This window comes from Binatus sp. (SeqCode), assembly GCF_050013435.1.
Classification (GTDB): Bacteria; Desulfobacterota; Binatia; order Binatales; family Binataceae; genus Binatus.
In genome coordinates, this window is the sequence record NZ_JBEKFG010000073.1 from 1 (window position 1) to 17,556 (window position 17,556).

Genomic DNA, 17,556 nt, shown 5'->3' on the forward strand with positions numbered 1-17,556 from the left:
ACGTCAGGTCTTCGATCGCGAGCTCGAAGAACAGCGCCTCGCCCGACTTGCCTTCCTTCAATTTCCGGCGGATGGCGTCGTCGTAGTCATGGCTGTTCTTAATGGCGTGGTCGAAGATTGTGGGGTTAGAGGTAAGCCCCGTGACCGAGAACTCCTGAATGTAGCGGCGGAGCGTGCCGCTGGTCAGCAGACCGCGGGTGATGTTGTCGAGCCAGAGGCTCTGGCCCATTTCGTGGAGCTGTTGGGTCGCTTTCATCATTTCTCTCCTTGGACAGAACGGTGTGGCATTGGCGTGGCCCGCGTGGCCGGCTGCGATTAGGCCGAGCGGAAGCACCGCCATGGCATGCCCATCAGCCGGATGCCTCGTTGAGTCTGGGGTTGTGCCAACGGCCGTCTGGAGCGATGAGCGCGTCAGCCTCTTTCGGCCCCCAACTGTGGCGCTTGTAAGGGCGAACCCGGTGATGGGTCTTAAGGACTGGGTCGACTACCGCCCATGCGGCCTCAACCGCGTCCTCACGGGTGAACAGCGCTCCGTCACCGGCCATCGCGTCGGTCAAAAGCCGCTCGTAGGGCGCTTCCTCTTGGGGACCTTGTTCGAACAGGTAGAGCTCTCGCTGGTCGCCGACGAACTCCTTGCCTGCGAGCTTGACGCGAGCGGCCAGCGCGACGGCCGAGTTGGGAGAAAGCCGAAAGCGCAGATAGTTGGCCCGGCCAGTGGCAGGCACTGAGTCGGCGAAAAGCCTCTGCGGCGGCGGCTTCAGCTCCACCAGGACCTCGGTCGCCGTTTCGGCCAGGTATTTGCCGGAGCGCAGGTACCACGGCACTCCGCCCCATCGCCACGAGTCGATGAAAAGCCGCAGCGCGCAGAAAGTCTCGACGTCGGAGTTCTTCGCCACGTCCGGCTCGTTGCGGTAGCCAGCGTATTGGCCGCGCACCAGGTCGTCGGGCTTCACAGCGCGCATGGCTTGAAAGACCTTGGCTTTCTCGATGTGCACGGCGCCAAAGTCCCTGTCGGCCGGCGATTCCATCGCAAGCAGCGCGACCACCTGGAAGAGGTGGTTCTCGATCACGTCGCGCAGGCATCCGGCGGTTTCGTAAAATGCGCCGCGGTCCTCCACGCCGGAATCCTCGGATAAGGTTACCTGGACGCTGGCCACGTAGTTGCGGTTCCAGATCGGCTCGAGAAAGGAATTGGCGAAGCGGAAATAGAGGATGTTCATGATCGCCTCCTTCCCCAGGAAGTGATCGATGCGGAAAATCGAGTCTCGCGTGAACACTTTCCGCGCGACGCGGTTGAGCTCCCGCGCGGACTCGAGGTCGCGTCCGAACGGTTTTTCAACAATGACCCGCGCATGCTCGGCCAGGTTCGCGGCGCCGAGCCCCTTGATCACCGTCTCGAACAGCGACGGCGGGATGGCGAGGTAGTGTGCCGGGCGCCGGGCGTTACCCAGCGCCTCCTTTATCGCGGTGAACGTGCGTTGGTCATTGTAATCCCCACTGACGTACTTGAGCTGGGACAGAAGATGGTGGAGGGCGCGCTGGTTATCGATCCCGCCCGATCGTCTTATGCTGTCCGTCACGCGTTTGTGCAGACGCGCCAGACTCCACTTCGGGAAGGCGACTCCGATCACCGGGACCTTCAGGGTGCCTCGTTTCGCCATTGCATAGAGCGCGGGGAAGATCATCTTGTGCGCGAGATCTCCCGTCACACCGAAGAGCACCAGCGCGTCGGAACCAGACGCGGTCATCAGGCGCCTCGCTTACTGGCGGCGGCCGCAGTCGCAAAAAACACGCAGCCCATGCGGCCAAAGCCGTTGATCGCAATCTTGGCTGACACTTTTGTAAGTCCTGCGGATTCGAGATTGGACCGTAAGCCGGATCAGTTTCTCAACACCTGGACCTCGAAATGCTCGGTGCTGGTACAAAGCGCGCGTCAAAATCTCAGCTTAGCAGATTCGCTTTTCGGCTCATCCCGCAATCCGCAATATTTGTTCTTCAGATTACAAAAGATTTCAAACCGCGCTTCTCGTCTTGACGGAGTTGCATGCACACTCAGTCCAGGGAGTTCATAGAAGCTTGCTCGGTCGATGGGACAGATCGCAATTTTATGACACAGCGCTGTGGAGAATTCTTGAATTCTTCGGGTCCTTGAATCGTTTCTATAATAGTGATTGGAGAGGTTCTGCGCTGCACAGTCTTTCACCCCGCGGGCGCGCGCCGCTGACCGGGCCCCACTGAACGGGCCAGGAGGAAGAACAACGGATGGACGCACTGACGGTTCATCGCCTGCACTTCGCGTTCACCGCGGTGTTCCACTATCTGTTCCCCCAGCTCACGATGGGCCTGGCGCTGTTGCTGGTCATCCTGAAGACTCAAGCGCTAAGGACCGGCAAGGAGTGCTACAACCACGCCGCGCGGTTCTGGGGCCGTATCTTCGGGATCAATTTCGCGATGGGAGTGGTCACCGGGATCCCGATGGAGTTTCAGTTCGGGACCAACTGGGCGCTTTTTTCACGCGCCAGCGGTGGCGTCATCGGCCAGACGCTGGCGATGGAGGGCGTGTTTTCGTTTTTCCTTGAGTCGAGCTTTCTCGGCGCCTTCCTGTTCGGGGAAAAGCGCCTCGGACCCCGCCTGCACTGGCTCAGCGCCTTCCTGGTGTTCCTCGGCGCATGGCTTTCCGGCTTCTTCATCATCGCGACCAACGCCTGGATGCAGCATCCTGTCGGCTACCAGCTTTTGCCCGACGGCCGCTTCGCGCTGGCGAGCTTCTGGGCGTTGATCCTGAATCAATGGGCCTGGTGGCAGTATCTGCACACCATGACCGCCTCGGTGGTGACCGCCAGCGTGGTGATGGCGGCGCTGGGCGCCTTCTACCTGCTTACCCGCCAGCATCTCGAGTACGGGCGGATGTTCGTCGCGATGGGGGTGACGGCGGGGCTGATAGCCTCCTGCCTGATGGTTTTCCCCACTGGAGACGCCCAGGGCCGGAACATCGCCTATAACCAGCCGGTAACGCTGGCGGCTATGGAGGGACTGTTCACCGACGAACGCGGCGCGCCGCTCATGCTGATAGGGCAGCCCAACATGAGCGAGAAAAAACTCGACAATGCCATCTACGTGCCGCGGGTGCTGAGCTTTCTAACCTTTCGCCGATGGAAGGCCGAGGTGAAAGGGCTCGACGCCTTCCCCCAGGACAACTGGCCCGACAACGTCCCGCTGCTCTACTTCGCCTACCACATCATGGCGGGCCTCGGCACAATCTTCGTCGCGGTGCTCGCGCTGGCGGCCTGCATGCTCTGGCGCGGGCGGCTTTACGATACTCCCCTGATGTTGTGGGCGCTGATGCTGCTCGCGCCGTTTCCTTACATTGCGACGACCGCTGGATGGATGACGGCGGAGGTCGGCCGCCAACCGTGGCTGGTCTACGGGCTGATGCGGACCGCCGTCGGCAGCTCGGTCGAGGTTTCCGCGGGCAACGCGATGTTCACCCTGATTGGCTTTGCCGGGATGTACAGCATGCTCGCGGTGCTGTTCATGTTCCTGCTCTATCTTGAAGTGCAGCGGGGACCCGAGGCGGCAGCGGACGAGCACGGTGCGGCGGGCGGCAGTGGGTCCGCACTTGCCGCCGATTGAAGGAGGCGCATACGGAAACGCTCTGGTTCTGCCTGGTGACGATAATGATCGCGGGCTACGCCGTGCTCGACGGGTTCGATCTCGGCGCCGGCATCGTCCATCTCTTTGTCGCGCGCTCCGACGCCGAACGCCGCTCGGTGCTTGCCTCGGTGGGCCCCGTATGGGACGGCAACGAGGTCTGGCTGGTGGCTGGCGGCGGCGTCCTGTTTTTCGCCTTCCCCCCGGTCTATGCCTCGGGGTTCCAGGGATTTTACCTGCCGCTCATAATCGTGCTCTGGCTCCTCATCCTGCGCGGCATCGCGATCGAGTTTCGCAACAAGGTCTCGAGCCTGGTGTGGTCGCCGCTTTGGGACGTGGTCTTCGCCGGCGCCAGCGCGATGCTAGCGATTTTCTTCGGCGCCGCGATCGGCAACGTCGTGCGCGGCGTTCCGCTTGACCGCTCGGGCTTCTTCTTCCTGCCGCTGTGGGCCAACCTGCGTCTGATGCCCGCGGCCGGCATCCTCGACTGGTTCACGATCATCGTCGCACTCGGGAGCCTCTCGGCGCTCACCGTGCACGGAGCGCTGTGGGTCGCGATGAAGACCGCGGGCGCCGTCGCGGCGCGCGCCCGCAAAGCCGCCGACGCGGCGTGGTGGGCGGTGCTGGTCATCACCGTGCTCCTGGTGATCATCGTTCCGCTGGTCCAGCCGCACCTCGGCCACCGCTTCGCGGACGCCCCCTGGGGATTCGTCTTTCCGCTCGCCGCGGCAACCGGGATGTTCGGGATGAAGCTGTTGAACGGCGCCGGGCGTGCGACCGGGGCGTTTCTCGCCTCCTGCCTGTACATCGTCGGGATGCTCACCAGCGCGGCGTTCGGCGTCTATCCGTACCTTTTGCCGTCGAGCACCGATACCGCGGCGGGGCTTACGGTTTACACCAGCGCCGCCGCGACCTACGGCCTCACCGTGGGCCTTTACTGGTTCATCCCCGGCATGGCGCTCGTCACGATCTATTTCGTGTTCGTGTATCGCCGCATGGTTTAAGCGCCGATGAGAAAATCCCCCATCCGGACGCTGGTAGGTGTCAAACCCGTGGATGCTACACGCTCGCCGAGCGCCTATCGATTCAATTTACCGCGCGGCTAACGCTTGATTCCGGGTTCTTTGGTGGGCCGTTGGAGACTCGAACTCCAGACCCGCTGATTAAGAGTCAGCTGCTCTACCAACTGAGCTAACGGCCCACCGTCGAAACCACGCTTACGTAGCAGGATATTTGGGGTGAGTGAAGGGATTTGAACCCTCGACCGCCGGAGCCACAATCCGATGCTCTGCCAACTGAGCTACACTCACCACCCTCGGTCTGTTTCAATCCGCCCGGCGCATCGTGCCGCCGATTCAGAATTCGCCTCCGTGGCGCGCCAGAAGGGATTCGAACCCCTGACCCACGGCTTAGAAGGCCGTTGCTCTTTCCACCTGAGCTACTGGCGCGATCGGGGCGAGCCGATTTGAACGGCCGACCCCCTGCTCCCAAGGCAGGTGCGCTACCAAGCTGCGCTACGCCCCGAGCCCTTAGGAAGTAACACACGGACGATCGGCTCTCAACCGATGATCGTTCGCGTATCGGTTTTGCTCGCCAATCTATTCGTGCAACATCGCGCGCGCGGCACACGATCCTCTGGATAGCGGCAGCTTGAATTCCGAGCGCGGATTTGCCGAGCGCATTGTGGCGGACGCGCCGTACCATCTGCATCGACTGCATCGACGCATGATCGGTGCTGCGCTTGGTGCAGGCATCTTGCCGCAATTCTCTGCGTGCACACGTGAGATGCGAATTTTGGGATCGCATCCAGTGACGAGGTCGCAAGTTGCAAAACGCACGATTTTGGCCGCAAAAATCATCAAAATCGAAATTTTCGGATGTTCCCACTCGCATAACGAGAAAAATTCTGACGGCGATACCTTGAATTTGCTTCGGTTTTTCGCGGCACGATGTTTGCTTCGATTCCAGTTACGCTGACAATCTCCTCCCCCGAGACAAACAGCGTCTGTCCCCAAGCAGGCCGGGCTACTTGAACCGTAGGCTCCCCACCACGGTCCCCACTCGTAGCCCGGCCGTTCTTTTTCTCGAGCATCGGATCATGGCGGGCGCACGATTGGCGTAATTACCCGCGCCCCGGCTTCCACGACATCAACTCCCGGCAATTTTTTCCCCGGCATTTATGTTTCGCAATTTCTGCTAGGCTAGCCGGAACCGGAGGGCGGCGTCTTTGCTTGATATGTTCATTGGTGCGCTGACGCTCTGGGCCGGGGGTTTTATCGATCACCTGAGGCGACATTTCGGCGCATCGCTCGTCGCGATACTCGTGACCGCGGTCGCCGTTGGGGTCAGCGGATGCTGGATGGCAGCGGCTCAATTCGCGCCCATCATGGCTGACGTCGCGGAGGATGTCGGCGTTGGCGCCGTTGGGCTGACGGCGGGTATTGGCTCGAGCGTGACCGCGGCTACGCATCCGGGGGCCGATCGCGCACAGCAGGAAGAAGCAGCGCGTCAACGTGTAATGGATAGCGCCGACAAATGTGACCAGCTCGAAGCCGAAGTTCCGGGCGTGATCGAGTTGCGAAGGAGTGCTGCCGGCGCGCCCGAGTATCGTGAGCTGCGGCTTAGCGATTCGCTCGAGGAGCGGCAATGGATACCGATAGCGTTCAATGAAACGACGGCCGATGGTTGGCGGCCGGCGGTTAACTTTCTTCAGATGAGTTTCTCGCCGCCGCTGGGCGCAGTGGTCCCCGAGACGGCGAGCACGTTTCTGGCCTATACGCCCTCGCAATTCATCTCAGTGGCCGCCGGCGATCGGTATGCCGCGATGGCTTCGAATTTTGGCAAACCGGCCGGAACGTTTAGCTGGAACGGGAACTATTACCATTACGTGGTGACCAGCACGCTGCCATGCTTCCCGCCTCCGCCCGAGCGGATTGCCCAAGGCGTCTCTGGTCCGGGCCTCTAGATCATTTTGCTTTTTCGGTTGCGGATAGCGCCGCGCGTGCATAGCGTCGTGGCAGGAGCGCGCCGAAGGGAAGCCTGGATTTCGCGCGTTGGAGAATGAAGCGCCGGACCGCGCGGCGGGCTTCGTTGGGGTTGGCGCAGATCTGGGAGCATCCCGCATTTATGAGCTCGGTCGACTGGTGTAGCGCTGCCTCCCCGCCTGCAATGATCGTCACGCGAGACGAGATGGATCGTAAAGCCGCCACCAGTTCCAGGGTGGCCGGCAAACAGTCGGCGGTTACGCACGAGATGAAGACGAAGTCCGGCGTGAACCGTTTGACCAGATCGCAAATCTCGTCCGGTGATTTATTCTCGCCGGTAAAGCTTGCGACCACGCCCTCCTTGCGCAGCAGCTCGAGCAATATCAGCAACCCCAGAAAGTGCAGCTCGCCGGGCGCCAACACGCCCAGCACTCGCACGCTCGGAGCAATCCGCGTTTTGATGAACCGGTTTCCAAGCTCCGCAATCAGTTGATGGGTTGTATCGATGATGAGCCGCTGGTTCTCGTCGCTGATATGGCCGTCCGCGCGCTCCTCGCCCATCAGCACCAGGGTTGGCGCAATCACGTCGTCAAAAGTTCGTTCCAGGCCATTCTCATCGCAATAGCGGATAGCAACTTCTCTGGCTCCTGACGGGTTCAGTTCAAGCAGCAAGCGGTAGAAGTCGTGGTAGTCGTCGAGTGCCCGGTCCGCCCCGAGCAGAATCGAGAGAAACCCCAGCGGAGGGATAAAGTCGCCCGCCACCTTAAGACATGCGGTCAACGGCGTCGAAAGCAGCAGCCCGGGTATTCCCCACAGCCAGTACCAGTACATCGCGGATATCAGCAACGCCACCGGAGAGACGTCAATTCCGCGACCGATGATAAATGGTTCCGCAAACTGCGCCGCAGCCTGGTCGATGATCACAAAGGCGCCAAGTATCTCGAGCGTCTTGCTCCATCCGGGGAACAACGCAAAAGCGACCAGCGCCGGCAAAAGCGCCGAACTGATCGCGCCGACATATGGAATGAACCGCAGCAGGAATGCGAGCAGACCCCACAGCGGGGCGCTCGGCAATCCGAGAAACCAGGCCACGGTTCCGGCGGCGATGCCGTAGGCAAGATTGATCAACGAAAAAAGCAGCAGGTAGCGGCCGACGGTGTAACCCGCGGTTTCTATCGCTTGCGCTGCGATCGGAATTCTCCCGCGTGCCGCGAGCCGGACAAATCGATCGCGCAAATCCTTTCGGCTGTAAAGTAGAAAAAACAGCAGCATGATGATGAGCAGCGTCTTGAGCATGCCATCGACGATCGGAACAACCGGCTTCAGGCTGTCGCTGAGAGAGGTCGGAACCGGAACAGCCATCACTTCACGCGGCGGCTGGCGGGGGGCAGGACTGGTGGTTGCCATGCGGCGCTGAACGTCGGAAACCGCATCCTTGATATGCTGGAGCCATGGGGGCGTATTTTTTTCAAGCGCCGCCAGTTTGTTGCCGATATTGTCCGAATATCCAGAAACCTGGTCGGCAACATTAGTCAGTTCAATAGTCAGAAAATACCCAATCGCCGTAATTGCGCCGATTACCAATAGTACTACCAGCGCGGCGCTTATGAGGCGCCCGAAGTAGCGCTCGAGGCGGGTTGCGACGGGGCTGAAGACCACGCTCAGAATGAGTGCAATCGTCAGCGGAAACAGGACCGATCTGCCCAGATACAAAGCGCCGGTGGTGATGATCAGTGCGCAAACCGGTGCGGCAACCGATAGCAGCGCGAAGCGATCCTCACCTTCGCCGTAGGGTTGCTCTGTTTGCTTTTCGATTTCCGCCACTGCCATCACTCCGGCATTGCCGAGCTTCAGCCGCTGCCCCGCGCTCTGGATAAGTTGAACTATAATCGCGCCGCTGCCGAAACTCGCCGATCGCGCTGGCCCATACGCACCTTAGCGTGCCCGCGGTAACCAGTGTTCCCGTTTCAACCTCGCTTTCGTTGATCAGCAGCGGGATGATCGAGCTAGTTCCCGCGCGTTGGGAACATCTCGCAGATGAAGAGGCTTCTGAAAATCAGATACTCATTCAACCCGGATTTCCGTTTTCCAAGCGAACCACCAATTTGATAAATTGCCCAAAAGCCTTGCTGCGCGAGGTTTGACCGAATTCCTGCACGAAAATTCGCATGGCAACAGGGCAAAAACCCAACGCGGCCGAACTGCTCGCGCGATGCCTCGAAAATGAAGACGTCGAATTCATCTTTGGCATCCCGGGCGAGGAAAACATCCATTTTGTCGATGCGCTGAGCCGCTCGCCGATTCGGTTCATCCTGGTGCGCCACGAGCAGGGCGCCGCATTCATGGCGGACATGTACGGGCGGCTAACGGGTCGCGCCGGTGTTTGCATCGCGACTCTGGGCCCCGGCGCGATCAACCTGCTGCTCGGCGTGGCCGACGCGCATGCTGACAGCGCTCCGCTGGTGGCAATTTCGGCGCAAGTAGGGCTGTCCCGCATCTACAAGGAATCGCATCAAAGCGTCGATCTGGTGGCGATGTTCCGTCCGGTGACCAAATGGGCCGACATGGTGCTGAGGCCTGAGGCGATACCGGAGATGGTCCGCAAAGCGTTCAAGCTCGCTCAGACCGAGCGACCCGGTGCCGTCTATCTGGCAGTGCCGGAGGATGTCGAGCAGCTCTCGATCCCGCGCGATGCGGCGCCGCTCGCAATCAATGTCGTGTACGACATGGCGCCCTCGGCCAGCCAAGTCAGGCGAGCCGCCGAGGTGCTGAAAGGCGCGAAATCGCCAGTCATCCTCGCCGGACACGGTGCCGCGCGCAATGACGCAAGCGAGACGCTGGTGCGATTCTCAGAGCGGCTCAGCATCCCGGTGGCCACCACGTTCATGGGAAAGGGGGTCTTTCCCGACGATCATCCCAACGCGCTCGGCGCGCTCGGCTTCATGCGCCACGACTATGCCAATTTCGGCTTCGACCGTGCCGATGTAATCGTATGCGTGGGCTACGATTTGCAGGAATACGCGCCTGAGCGGATCAATCCAGACGCGCGCAAGAAGATCATCCACATTCACCGTTATCCCGCCGAGGTCGATGCTCACTACCACATAGCGGTCGGAATCGAGGGAAACATCGCGCAATCGCTCGATGCGCTCGCGAGCGCATTGGAGCCGGCTCAAGGCCCGCCGGCGGTCAGCGCCGTGATCCGGGGATTGCTGCGGCAGGAACTCGATCGGGGCGCCGGCGATGACTCATTTCCGGTCAAGCCGCAGCGCCTCGTCGCGGACATCCGCCGCGCAATGGGCCGGGAAGACATCGTGCTGGTGGACACCGGGGCGGTGAAGATGTGGATGGCGCGGCTCTATCCGACCTACGCGGCAAACACCTGCCTGATTTCAAATGGGCTTGCGACCATGGGGTTCGCCCTGCCCGGCGCGATCGCCGCGAAGCTTGCTTGTCCCGAACGCAAAGTGCTCGCGGTGATGGGCGACGGAAGCTTTCTGATGAACTCGCAAGAGCTGGAAACCGCGGTACGCGAAAAGATTCCCTTCGTGGCGCTGGTCTGGGAGGATCGCGCCTACGGACTTATCAAGTGGAAAATGGAGCTGGAACTGGGACGCGATTCGCACTGCGATTTCACCAACCCCGACTTCGTGGCATACGCGCAAAGCCTCGGAGTAAAGGGCTATCGGGTTCGTGCCGCCGGGGAGCTTTTGCCCACCCTGAACCGTGCGCTTGCGGATGATGCCGTGTCGCTGGTTGCCTGTCCGGTTGACTACTCGGAAAATCTTGCGCTGACCAAGAAGCTTGGCGAACTCACCGACCCGCTGTGAGCGGGCCGGCAAATCGCAAGTCGGCGTTGCAATGCCGAGCGAAAGAAGCTTGACCTCAGCGAACACCAAATAGTTGAACGATCCGTTTCCAGCCGACGGGCGACGATCCTTCAGCGCCGCAGGATGGGGATGACTTCCGTCCCGAACTGCTCGAGCTGTGCGTCGCGCTCGGCCGGCGCGCACGCGATATCCACGTTGACATCGCGGATTCCCGCTTTGATGAACTCATCGATTCGCGCGGCGACGTCGGCGGGCTTCCCCAAGGCGGCGTAGCGCCTGGCGGCCTGACGGAAATCCATCGCGTAGCGCTTGCTCAGATGCTCTGCCGCGACGTCGAGCGCATCTTCGTAGCTCGGCCCAAGCGTCACGAACAGATGCAGCGCCGTGCCGAAACGGACGAACTGGCGCCCGGCCTTTTCCGCCTCGCGCGCGATGAAATCGAGGCCCTCGCCGACCCGCTTGGGCGTCACCACGTACGGCATCCATCCGTCGCCCAGCCGCGCCGCACGCCGCAGCGCGGCTTCGGCTCGTCCGCCGACCCATACGGGAGGTCCGCCGGGAGTGCGGGGCTTCGGCAACATCGTAGTTTTCCCGAAGCTGAAATACTTGCCGTGGTACTCGACCGGTTCACCAGTCCACAGCCGCTTGATTATTTCGATTCCCTCGTTCGCGCGTCCGCCGCGTTGTTTGAGCGGGACGCCGCACGCCTCGTACTCGCGCGGAAATTCACCGCCGACGCCGACGCCGAAAATGAAATGTCCCGCGCCCATGAGGCGGTCCACCGTCGCGACCATCTTTGCAACCGTGGTGGGATGACGCAGCGGCAACAGGTAAATGCTGGTGCCAAAAATCAGGCTCGGGTTGAGCGCGGACATGTAGGTTAACTGGGTCAGCGGATCGTCGATTGCTCCCATGAAGGCAACGTGATCACCCGCCCAGATACTCTGGTAACCCCAATCCGACAGCGAATCGACGGTCTGGCGCGCGTGCTCGCGATCGCCCGCCGCCGCCAGCGCGCCAAACCTGACTTTGGAATTCAGCGGGAGAGCATCGCTCATGTCGGCACCCGCATTCGCATCCTCAAACCGATCGAATCGCGCCGCCGTCGACCCGAATCAACGAACCGGTCACGTAGGCCGCCAGCGGGCTGGCGAAAAACGCCGCGACTGCGCCGAATTCCGCGGGCGTGCCGAGCCGTCCGACCGGAATCGAATTCGCGCTTCGCTTGATTGCTTCCTCGACGGAAATGTTCTCGCGAGCCGCAGCCGCGCGGCTGAGCTGCACCGTCCGATCGGTCGCAATCGGTCCCGGCAGAAGAGTGTTGACGGTAATTCCGTCGCGCGCCGTCTCCGTCGCCAGCGTTTTGGCCCAGCCGACGATCGCGCTGCGCAGCGTATTGGACACTCCGATCGTAGCGATCGGCTCGACCACGCTCATCGAGGCCACGTTGAGGATTCGGCCCCACTTTCGCGCGCGCATGTCCCCAAGCAACAAATCCGTTATTCGAAACAGCGGCAGCACCATCGCATTGAACTGCTCCTCCCAGACCATTGCCGACACGCCGGCCACGCCCGACGGCGGCGGTCCGCCGGAATTGTTGAGCAGGATGTCGATCGCCCCGAGCTGTTTGCGCGCCGCGTTGGCGGCATCCTCGATGCTCGGCCAATTCGCGAGGTCCGCCGCAAATCCCGCAGCCTTGGCGCCGCGCGAGGTGATTTCGGAGACCGCGCGGTCCAGTCCTTCCTGGCCGCGCGCCACCAGCGCGACCGCAACCCCCTCGGCTGCGAGCGCGTCGGCCACGCCGCGTCCGAGTCCTTTGCTGCCGCCAAGAATCAGCGCCGTTTTTCCTTTGAGCTGAAGATCCATTTTTCCCTTCACCGGGCTTCGATCGTTATGTGAATCGTTGTAGCGAATCTCGCACCGTTTGGCATCATGGCGGCCTTGCGCGGCCGCGTCGGGGCGCGCCTAATGACCTCGGCGATGGAATCGTTTGACGTTGTGATCGTGGGCGCCGGAGCGGCCGGGCTGATGTGCGCGATGATAGCCGGACAGCGCGGCCGGCGCGTGCTGCTGATTGAGCATAACGATCAGCCAGGCGCCAAGATTCTTATCTCGGGCGGCGGCCGCTGCAATTTCACCAATCTCGAAATAGCGCCGGAGCGCTTTCTTTCCGCCAATCCGCATTTCTGCAAGTCCGCGCTCAGCCGGTACACGCAGCACGATTTTATCGCGCTCGTCGAGCGCCATCGCATTCGCTATCACGAGAAGACGCTGGGCCAGCTGTTCTGCGACGGATCGGCACGCGAGATCCTCGCGATGATCCTGGCGGAGTGCGCGGCCGCCGGCGTCGATTTGCGCACCGGACACCGCGTCACCGAAATAACCCGCGCCGATCGCTTTCGTATCGAGACCGACAAAGGCGGCTTTATCGCGCCGGCGCTGGTGCTCGCGACCGGCGGCCTCTCGATTCCAAAGATGGGCGCGACCGGCTTCGCTTACGAGATGGCGCGGCGGTTCGATCTGGCGGTGATCGAGCCGCGGCCCGGGCTGGTGCCGTTGAAAGTCGGCGGCGAGACGTTGGAACTTTGCCGAACGATTGCCGGCGTTTCAATCGACGCAGTGGCCTCATGCGGCCGCGAGAGTTTTCGCGAAAGCATTTTATTCACGCATCGCGGCCTGTCAGGCCCCGCGATTTTGCAGATTTCGTCGTACTGGCGCGATGGCGACACGTTGTCGCTCAACCTTGCGCCTTCAATAGATATCGAGAGTTTCCTCGCGGACCGAAAGCGCACGCGGCCCAGGGCCGAGCTGAAGACCGTACTGGCCGAGGTGATTCCGACTCGCCTGGCGCATGCGCTTGCCAGTACCGCGGCGTCCAAGCTCGCGATCGCGAACATCCCGGACCGCAGCCTTTGGGAACTGGCGGATCGGCTGAGACGATGGCAGTTCAAGCCAACCGGTTCAGAGGGATGGGCCAAAGCCGAGGTGACCGTCGGCGGAATCGACACGGCCGCGCTGTCGTCGAAGACCATGGAGGCTCGCGCGGTCGGCGGCCTGTACGCGATCGGCGAAGCGGTGGACGTGACGGGATGGCTGGGCGGCTACAATTTCCAGTGGGCGTGGTCGAGCGGATGGTGCGCGGGCAATGCGGTCTGATCGATCGGGAAATTTCGTCATTCCTTTTGAGCAGGCAAGTAATCTAACATCACCTGTCGAAGCGCGCGGATGAGTCCGGGGGTCTTGATGGGTTCAGCGGGAGCGAAAATCGGCGGTGAAGCTGCCAGTGCCGCGCACAGCTCCGAGCCATTGACTCTCAGGATCAAGCTTCTCTACGGCGCCCCCAGTTTCGCGGGTGCCGCCATGATCATCCCGATCTTCATCCACATGCCGAAGTTCTATGCCGACGTGGTGCTGGTGCCGCTGGGATACCTGGCGATGGCAATCGCGATCGCGCGCTCGCTCGACGCGCTGAGCGACCCTTTGATGGGCTGGATCTCCGATCACACGCACACGCGTCTTGGCCGGCGCAGGCCGTACATGCTGTTCGGCGCTCCGCTTTGCGGCGTGGCTTTTTTCTGTCTGTTGAATCCGCCGCAGTCGTTCACCGGCGGGCGCGCGGCGATCTGGTTCGGCGTGACGTTCATCCTCTACTTCATCTTTCACACCATCTATGTTCTGCCGCACTACGCGCTCGGCCCGGAGCTGACGCAGAATTATCACGAGCGGTCGAGCCTGTTCGCGTGGCGCGAGTCCTTCACGATTCTCGGAACGATCGTGGCCGCGGCGGCGCCCGGCGTCATGATGCAGGCGTTCCACATGACCGAGCGGCAGGTATTCTTCCGGCTCGGAATCTTCTTCGGCGTCATGCTCAGTGTGCTCTACGGGTTGCTGGTGCTGACCGTGAAGGAGCGCCCCGATTTCGTCGCCCGCGAATCCAATCCGCTGGTGCCGGGAGTCAGGCGCGCGCTGCGCAATCGACCGTTCGCGATTTTGCTCGGCAGCTACGTTGTGTCGAGCATCAGCGGCGCGATTCCGGCCACGATGATGCCGTTCTTCAACGCCTACGTGATCCGGCCGCGCAATCCGACTTTCTGGCTCTCGATGCTGCTGCTGGGTTATTTTGCATTCGCATTTATGTCGCTGCCGGTGTGGGTTGCGATTGCGCGCAGAGTCGGAAAGCTCAACGCGTATCTCGCCAGCTTTTTTCTGGGCATCAGCGGCGGCGGCGCGATGTTCATGCTCGGGCCGGGCGACACCTGGTGGCTGCTGGCGCTGATTTGCTGGGCGGGTATCGGACTCGGCGCCGGCTTGTTCCTGACGCCCTCGATGCAGGCCGACGTAATCGACTACGACGAGCTCTACACCGGCAAGCGGCGCGAGGCGCAGTACACCGCGTTCTGGTCGATGCTTCCCAAGTTCGTCGCGATTCCGAGCGCCGCCATTCCGATCGCGGTGCTTGCCTCACTGGGTTACATACCCAACGCCGTGCAGACGCCTCGGGTGGTCTTCGCGATCAGGGCGATCTTCGCGCTGGGCCCCGCGGTCTGCTCGATGCTTTCATACCTGATCGCGCGCAAGTTCCCGATGACCGAGGCGATCCACAACACGATCCTCGAAGGTATCGAGCGTCACGAACGCGGGGTGGCGGCGCTCGATCCGATGACGGGCCTGATGGTGCCGGCGCCGAAAGCCGGCCACGACGAGGATGTCGGCTGGTTCCTCGACTACTTCTCGATCGGCGAGTTGAAGCGCTATCTCGCAACGGGAGCCTCGCGGCCGGTGCGCGACGTGCTCACCGCGGCTGCGTTGTCGATTGGAGTCTCGGCGCTGTCGGTCATCTATGTGCTGCGCCGCGTCAGCTCGCTGCGCACCGATCCCGGCGCGATGACTTCGCTGGTCGTGGTGACCGCGGGGCTGGCGCTGGCGATATTCGTTTTTCACCTGATGCGGCTTGGACCCGCGCGCCGGCTTGCGGCGGGTGAGGTGCCGGCCGACGCGGTGCGTGCGCATCTGGGGCAGGTCGTCGAAGCTATCCGAGAGGGCGCGCCCACGGCCGTGGTCGAATCCGGTGTCGCGGACGGCAGCTAGTTGATAAGAAATGATCGTCCCTGTGCTGAGTGCGGCGAGAATCGCCGACACGGGGATCGGCCTGGAGTGAAAACCTATGCGCAAGATTTCGTATCGCGTGCGGCCGGAGACCGCCGTGCTGACCAGGGGCTTCGACCCGAAGTTGTCGGTCGGCTCGGCCAGACCGCCGGTGTATCGCAGTTCAACGTTCGTCTTTCCAAGTCCGGAGGCGGCTGAGCGTGCGTTTGGAATTGTGCTGGGGAAAATCCACCCGCTCGGCGACGATCGTCCCGACCTGATCTATGCGCGCCTGAACCATCCCAACGCCGAAATCCTCGAGCAACAACTCGTGCCTCTCGAGCGCGGCGCCAACTCCGCGGCCGTCTTCAATTCGGGCATGGCAGCGATCTTTACCGTGATGCTCGCGTTCCTGGAACGAGGCGGTTCGCTCATCTACACGCAGCCTCTGTATGGCGGGAGCCAACACCTGATCCACCAGATAATCGAACCGCTCGGCTTCGATGCGCGCGGAGTGCCGGCGGGCAACGGCAGGGCGCTGACGGAGGCGATCGAACAGGCGAGCAATCTCAGCCTGGTTCTGATCGAGACTCCCGCCAATCCCACCCTCATGATGACCGATATTGCGCAAGCGGCCGCCGCAGTCCGCCGGCACCCGAAGCGCCCCTTGCTCGCCGTCGACAACACTCTGCTTGGTCCGACCTTTCAGCATCCGTTGATTCACGGCGCGGACCTCGCGATTTACTCGGCGACAAAGTTCCTCGGTGGATTCAGCGACTTGCTGGCCGGCGCGGTGCTGGCGACGGACGCTGAATTGATCGAGACGCTGACCGGAGTCCGCGCGCTGCTCGGCAACATCCTGCAGGCAGACGAATGCTGGATGCTCGATTCGCGGCTTTCGACCGTCGCGCTGCGGATGAACCGGCAAAGCAAGAACGCACAGCGAATCGCCGAGCAGCTGGCCAGGCATCCACGCGTCAAACGTCTCATCTACCCGTCGCTGTTCACCGACGACGCCCAGATAAAGATCCGCGACGCGCAAACCGACTACCCGGGCTCGCTGATGTCGCTCGAGGTTGAAGGCGGCAAGACGGGAGCCTTCGAATTCCTGCGCCGTTTGAAGATCGCCAAGAACGCCGTCAGCCTGGGCGGCGTCGAGACGCTCGTATGCCATCCTATGACGACCACCCATAGCGAGCTGTCGCCCGAGGAATTCTCAGCCGCCGGAATCACCGACGCGCTGGTCCGCATCTCGGTCGGTACCGAGCATTGGCGCGACCTGCTGGATGAATTCACCCGCGCGCTGGCTTGATCCGCGCTGGGCTGCCGCTTCGCGCCGCCATATGATAGTGTGAAGGTAAGGGGTGACTCGCAATGAAAGCCACGAAATTAATTGCCGTCGTGATGTTTGCAGTTATGCTGTTCGCGATCGCTGGCCGCGCCAGCGCGGGCACCGGCGCGGGACATGGTGGCGGCCACGCAAGCGCTGCGCATTCCGCAAGCCACGCCACCCATTCCTCTGGCATGGGGCATGGTGCAGGCCTGAGTCAGCGCAACCGCCGATTTTCCAGCACCTACGCGTACCCCCCTTATTACTATGGGAACGGCTACTACGGGAATGGTTACTGGGGCGGCGGTTACTACGGGTATGCCGATGAGGCCGACTTTTCCGGACAATGGACATCGCTGTCCGAGGACAACGATGGCCCTTACGCGAGATCCACCCGGGAAAACCCGCAGGGCGTAGCGCGCATGTGGGAGTTTCCCGATAAGTAAGGGCGCACGAGCAATCAAGCCTCGGAAGATAGCGGCGGCCGCGACGGCGATCCGTTGATGCCCGCGCCTCTCCCGTCCCATTTCGCTCCCGCGATTGTTCCCCCTCCCACATGGCAAGCGCCTAGGGAACCTCTGCACAAGTCGATCGATATAGGTAGATCGATATAGGTAGAATGAAGTTGATCGATGGATGGGTGCGGAGGTGGAGTGATGAGTGAGCAGCGGACGTT

The 17,556-nt window shown here is 61.9% G+C and carries 13 protein-coding genes and 4 tRNA genes; 8 read left to right on the top strand and 9 right to left on the bottom strand.

All coding sequences use genetic code 11. The annotated features are described in order from the left end of the window. Both ABSB13_RS13660 and zwf read right to left on the bottom strand, forming a co-directional pair. The coding region (locus tag ABSB13_RS13660) for a transaldolase family protein (RefSeq protein ID WP_428109457.1) at positions 1–256 on the bottom strand (256 nt) is incomplete at its 3' end. A gap of 94 nt (positions 257–350) precedes the next feature. Then, positions 351–1,748 (bottom strand): glucose-6-phosphate dehydrogenase, encoded by a 1,398-nt coding sequence (gene zwf / locus ABSB13_RS13665; protein ID WP_428109432.1) that lies wholly within the window; start codon positions 1,746–1,748, stop codon positions 351–353. Between the two features lie 514 nt (positions 1,749–2,262). Here zwf and ABSB13_RS13670 point away from each other — a divergent pair. Both ABSB13_RS13670 and cydB read left to right on the top strand, forming a co-directional pair. Further along, entirely contained in the window at positions 2,263–3,633 is a 1,371-nt protein-coding gene (locus tag ABSB13_RS13670) for a cytochrome ubiquinol oxidase subunit I (RefSeq protein ID WP_428109434.1), read from the top strand. After that, positions 3,630–4,655 (top strand): cytochrome d ubiquinol oxidase subunit II, encoded by a 1,026-nt coding sequence (gene cydB / locus ABSB13_RS13675; protein ID WP_428109436.1) that lies wholly within the window; start codon positions 3,630–3,632, stop codon positions 4,653–4,655. The genes ABSB13_RS13670 and cydB overlap by 4 nt, the downstream gene beginning before the upstream one ends. A 121-nt stretch (positions 4,656–4,776) precedes the next feature. On the opposite strand, the gene ABSB13_RS13680 is transcribed toward cydB, so the two are convergent. The 4 genes from ABSB13_RS13680 to ABSB13_RS13695 form a co-directional block, all read right to left on the bottom strand. Further along, positions 4,777–4,852: transfer RNA gene (locus ABSB13_RS13680), tRNA-Lys, on the bottom strand. A gap of 33 nt (positions 4,853–4,885) precedes the next feature. Next, positions 4,886–4,961 (bottom strand) — tRNA-His (locus ABSB13_RS13685). A 61-nt stretch (positions 4,962–5,022) separates the two neighbouring features. After that, positions 5,023–5,099 (bottom strand) — tRNA-Arg (locus ABSB13_RS13690). A 2-nt stretch (positions 5,100–5,101) separates the two neighbouring features. After that, positions 5,102–5,175, bottom strand: a tRNA-Pro gene (locus ABSB13_RS13695). A 703-nt stretch (positions 5,176–5,878) separates the two neighbouring features. Between ABSB13_RS13695 and ABSB13_RS13700 the strand changes: the two genes are divergently transcribed. Continuing rightward, complete coding sequence (locus tag ABSB13_RS13700) at positions 5,879–6,616, top strand: hypothetical protein (RefSeq protein ID WP_428109439.1); 738 nt, start codon at positions 5,879–5,881, stop codon at positions 6,614–6,616. Position 6,617: 1 nt separating this feature from the next. Here ABSB13_RS13700 and ABSB13_RS13705 read toward each other — a convergent pair whose 3' ends face one another. Beyond that, complete coding sequence (locus ABSB13_RS13705; protein WP_428109441.1) at positions 6,618–8,459, bottom strand: AI-2E family transporter; 1,842 nt, start codon at positions 8,457–8,459, stop codon at positions 6,618–6,620. Between the two features lie 344 nt (positions 8,460–8,803). Between ABSB13_RS13705 and ABSB13_RS13710 the strand changes: the two genes are divergently transcribed. After that, entirely contained in the window at positions 8,804–10,465 is a 1,662-nt protein-coding gene (locus ABSB13_RS13710) for an acetolactate synthase large subunit (RefSeq protein WP_428109444.1), read from the top strand. 110 nt (positions 10,466–10,575) lie between these two features. Here ABSB13_RS13710 and ABSB13_RS13715 read toward each other — a convergent pair whose 3' ends face one another. Further along, on the bottom strand, positions 10,576–11,523 hold the full coding sequence (locus ABSB13_RS13715) for an LLM class flavin-dependent oxidoreductase (RefSeq protein ID WP_428109447.1): 948 nt from the start codon (positions 11,521–11,523) through the stop codon (positions 10,576–10,578). 22 nt (positions 11,524–11,545) lie between these two features. Further along, positions 11,546–12,331, bottom strand: coding sequence for an SDR family oxidoreductase (locus ABSB13_RS13720; RefSeq protein WP_428109459.1), 786 nt, complete (start codon positions 12,329–12,331; stop codon positions 11,546–11,548). A gap of 102 nt (positions 12,332–12,433) precedes the next feature. Between ABSB13_RS13720 and ABSB13_RS13725 the strand changes: the two genes are divergently transcribed. From ABSB13_RS13725 to ABSB13_RS13740, 4 genes are all read left to right on the top strand, one after another. Continuing rightward, positions 12,434–13,621, top strand: a complete 1,188-nt coding sequence (locus ABSB13_RS13725; protein WP_428109462.1) for a BaiN/RdsA family NAD(P)/FAD-dependent oxidoreductase — start codon at positions 12,434–12,436, stop codon at positions 13,619–13,621. Positions 13,622–13,708: 87 nt separating this feature from the next. Then, positions 13,709–15,553 carry an MFS transporter gene (locus ABSB13_RS13730; protein WP_428109449.1) on the top strand — a complete coding sequence of 615 codons (1,845 nt, stop codon included), beginning with the start codon at positions 13,709–13,711 and terminating at the stop codon, positions 15,551–15,553. A gap of 76 nt (positions 15,554–15,629) precedes the next feature. Next, positions 15,630–16,862, top strand: a complete 1,233-nt coding sequence (locus ABSB13_RS13735) for a trans-sulfuration enzyme family protein (protein ID WP_428109452.1) — start codon at positions 15,630–15,632, stop codon at positions 16,860–16,862. A 62-nt stretch (positions 16,863–16,924) separates the two neighbouring features. Next, positions 16,925–17,326, top strand: a complete 402-nt coding sequence (locus tag ABSB13_RS13740; protein WP_428109455.1) for a hypothetical protein — start codon at positions 16,925–16,927, stop codon at positions 17,324–17,326. Positions 17,327–17,556 lie beyond the last annotated feature (230 nt).

Coding starts and splice junctions, on each gene's coding strand:
- zwf (WP_428109432.1), bottom strand. CDS start 1,748: ATGACCGCGTCTGGTTCCGACGCGCTGGTGCTCTTCGGTGTGACGGGA.
- ABSB13_RS13670 (WP_428109434.1), top strand. CDS start 2,263: ATGGACGCACTGACGGTTCATCGCCTGCACTTCGCGTTCACCGCGGTG.
- ABSB13_RS13710 (WP_428109444.1), top strand. CDS start 8,804: ATGGCAACAGGGCAAAAACCCAACGCGGCCGAACTGCTCGCGCGATGC.
- ABSB13_RS13715 (WP_428109447.1), bottom strand. CDS start 11,523: ATGAGCGATGCTCTCCCGCTGAATTCCAAAGTCAGGTTTGGCGCGCTG.
- ABSB13_RS13720 (WP_428109459.1), bottom strand. CDS start 12,331: ATGGATCTTCAGCTCAAAGGAAAAACGGCGCTGATTCTTGGCGGCAGC.
- ABSB13_RS13725 (WP_428109462.1), top strand. CDS start 12,434: ATGACCTCGGCGATGGAATCGTTTGACGTTGTGATCGTGGGCGCCGGA.
- ABSB13_RS13730 (WP_428109449.1), top strand. CDS start 13,709: ATGGGTTCAGCGGGAGCGAAAATCGGCGGTGAAGCTGCCAGTGCCGCG.
- ABSB13_RS13735 (WP_428109452.1), top strand. CDS start 15,630: ATGCGCAAGATTTCGTATCGCGTGCGGCCGGAGACCGCCGTGCTGACC.
- ABSB13_RS13740 (WP_428109455.1), top strand. CDS start 16,925: ATGAAAGCCACGAAATTAATTGCCGTCGTGATGTTTGCAGTTATGCTG.